Genomic DNA, 2,574 nt, shown 5'->3' with positions numbered 1-2,574 from the left:
CGGGGCGGTCGTCGTCGTACTGGTTGTGCTCTAGGCGGCACGCAGGATCTAGTGGCCGCGCGCAATCCATTCATCCAGTGATGGCGCCTCGGCGCCCACCGTCGTTGAATCGCCGTGCCCGGGGCGAACCACCGTGTCAGCCGGGAGGCTGAGCAGGCGGTCACGGATGGATTCGATGATGGTGGGGAAGTCGCTGAAGGATCGGCCAGTCGCGCCGGGACCGCCCTGGAACAGGGTGTCGCCGGTAAAGACGGTGCCGGCCTCTTCGAGGTAGAAGCTCACGGACCCGGGGGAATGCCCGGGGGTGTGCAGCGCCTTCAGGGTGACGCCAGCGACCGTGAATTCGTCGCCGTCGTTGATGTCCTGGTCCGGCGCCGGGTCAGGATAGACCTGGTCCCACAGCATCCGGTCGGCCGGATGCAGGTGGATGGGCGCCCGGACAGCGTCGTAGACGTCGCCGACGGCGCGGATGTGATCATCATGGCCGTGGGTGAGCAGGATGGCTCGGACCTGTCGCCCATTGATCTGTTCCACCACCGCTGCAGCGTCGTGCGCAGGGTCGATGACGATGCATTCGGTGTCATCGCCGATGATCCAGACATTGTTGTCAACGTCCCAGGTTCCGCCATCGAGGGAGAAGGTTCCGCTGGTCAGCAGGTGTTCAATGCGTGCAGCCATCAGAGTTCCACCACCGAGCGCAGCACCGAGCCGTCGTGCATCTTGTCGAACGCGGCTTCAACCTGGTCGAGCTTGATCCGTTCGGTGACGAAGGCATCGAGGTCCAGGTTGCCCTGCTGGTAGTGGCTGACCAGCATTGGGAAGTCCCTGGAGGGGAGGCAGTCGCCGTACCAGGACGACTTGAGCGAGCCGCCGCGACCGAAGACATCGAGCAGCGGCAGTTCCAGCATCATGTCCGGGGTGGGGACGCCCACCAGCACCACTGTGCCGGCGAGATCGCGTGCGTAGAACGCCTGCTTGTAGGTTTCGGGGCGGCCGACGGCGTCGATCACCACGTTGGCGCCGTTGCCGTCGGTGAGGGCCTGAATGGCCTCGACGGCGTCCTGGTTCTTGGAGTTGACCGTGTGGGTTGCTCCCAGTTTCCTGGTTGCTTCAAGCTTTCGGTCGTCGATGTCTACGGCGATAATCGTCGTCGCACCCGCGAGCTTGGCGCCGGCGATGGCTGCACTGCCCACGCCGCCGCAACCGATGACGGCTACCGAGTCGCCCCGGCGCACGTTGCCGGTGTTGATGGCGGCGCCGATGCCTGCCATGACGCCGCAGCCCAGGAGGCCGACGGCGGCCGCATCTGCTTCGGGATCCACCTTGGTGCACTGGCCGGCAGCGACGAGAGTCTTCTCGGCGAAAGCGCCAATACCCAGGGCAGGGGAGAGCTCGGTGCCGTCTTCAAGCGTCATTTTCTGGGTGGCGTTGTGGGTGTTGAAGCAGTACTGCGCTTCACCGCGACGGCAGGCACGACATTCGCCGCAGACCGCACGCCAGTTCAGGATGACGCGGTCGCCGGGTGCTACCTCGGTGACGTTGTCTCCGACGGCGCTGACCACACCGGTGGCTTCGTGGCCGAGGAGGAAGGGGTAATCGTCACTGATCCCACCCTGCTTGTAGTGCAGATCGGTATGGCAAACGCCGCAGGTGAGGATATCGACCAGTGCTTCACCTGGTCCCGGATCTGGCACGAGGATGGTCTCGATGCTGGCTGGTGCGTTCTTTTCCCTGACAACTACGGCTTGGACTCTATGAGCCATTTCAACACGGTCCTTTCGGTTGGGTACCGGGCGGTATCCCAAGCATAGGCACGGAGTCGGACAGTGGCTCAATCAGGTGATCTTTCCCCCACTTTGGGCAAGTTCAGCGAGTTTTAGGGCGGACGTGACCCGGATAGGTTGTTCGGGCGGAGTGACCGGACCTGTGCTGGAGCCAAAGGTGCGCTACGAAGAAGATCAGATAGTGATCAGAACCGATGTTGAGGCATTGCCTGAGGCGGGATATGACTGTCCCGGCAACGACATGGTCTCGTTGACCGTTGATTTGGCAGAACCGGTTGGCGCCCGGAAATTGGTCGATGGAGGTTGTCTGGCCGGGGAGGCTGCCACCACGCCATTCTGCGAGAACGACGGCGTACGCACCCCGTGGCGTTCGCCTGCCGGGTTCTGAAGGGACCGTTCACGTTGTTCGCTGTGAGCTTAATCCGGGTTGGTCCTGCCAGCCTGCCTGACGCCGAAGAATGTCAGTGGCAGATGATGTGATGGAGGTATGAAGCAGCAGGAGAATACCGGTGGAAACCGCAGCATCGCTGAGGTTTTTACGGCCAGCCTGGGTGCGGCTAGCCCGGGTTCTGTTGACTCGGTTTCGTTGGCGGGGATGGATCCGTCGTGGAGCCCCGGCGAGGTGGCCGGTGTGTTGCGCAGGGTCGGCAAGACCAGCCGGTCCCACCGGTTTGCGGCCAACACGGCGGCCACCGAGGTGGAACTGGCTGGCCCCGAATCGCTGGTCTCCATGTTGCTGCCCTGGGAAGCCGACCGCGTCCCCGCGAAGATACCCGCCGGAAAAGCCGCT

4 protein-coding genes are annotated in these 2,574 nt (G+C 63.5%); 2 read left to right on the top strand and 2 right to left on the bottom strand.

What is annotated here, in order from left to right:
* Positions 1–48: 48 nt before the first annotated feature.
* Positions 49–678, bottom strand: a complete 630-nt coding sequence (locus B384_RS0107260) for an MBL fold metallo-hydrolase (RefSeq protein ID WP_019482455.1) — start codon at positions 676–678, stop codon at positions 49–51.
* On the bottom strand, positions 678–1,763 hold the full coding sequence (locus tag B384_RS0107255) for an S-(hydroxymethyl)mycothiol dehydrogenase (protein WP_019482454.1): 1,086 nt from the start codon (positions 1,761–1,763) through the stop codon (positions 678–680). Before B384_RS0107255 ends, B384_RS0107260 begins: the two co-directional genes overlap by 1 nt.
* A gap of 151 nt (positions 1,764–1,914) precedes the next feature.
* On the opposite strand from B384_RS0107255, the gene B384_RS0107250 reads away from it, so the two are divergent.
* Complete coding sequence (locus B384_RS0107250; protein ID WP_156809011.1) at positions 1,915–2,172, top strand: hypothetical protein; 258 nt, start codon at positions 1,915–1,917, stop codon at positions 2,170–2,172.
* 99 nt (positions 2,173–2,271) lie between these two features.
* The coding region (locus B384_RS18135; protein ID WP_035766679.1) for a hypothetical protein at positions 2,272–2,574 on the top strand (303 nt) is incomplete at its 3' end.

It is taken from the genome of Arthrobacter sp. TB 23, assembly GCF_000294595.1.
GTDB lineage: Bacteria > Actinomycetota > Actinomycetes > Actinomycetales > Micrococcaceae > Arthrobacter_D.
This window is presented reverse-complemented; position numbering and strand designations above follow the sequence as displayed.

Bases quoted from the DNA above. Each gene is read 5' to 3' on its own strand.
- B384_RS0107260 (WP_019482455.1), bottom strand. From the start codon at position 678: ATGGCTGCACGCATTGAACACCTGCTGACCAGCGGAACCTTCTCCCTC.
- B384_RS0107255 (WP_019482454.1), bottom strand. From the start codon at position 1,763: ATGGCTCATAGAGTCCAAGCCGTAGTTGTCAGGGAAAAGAACGCACCA.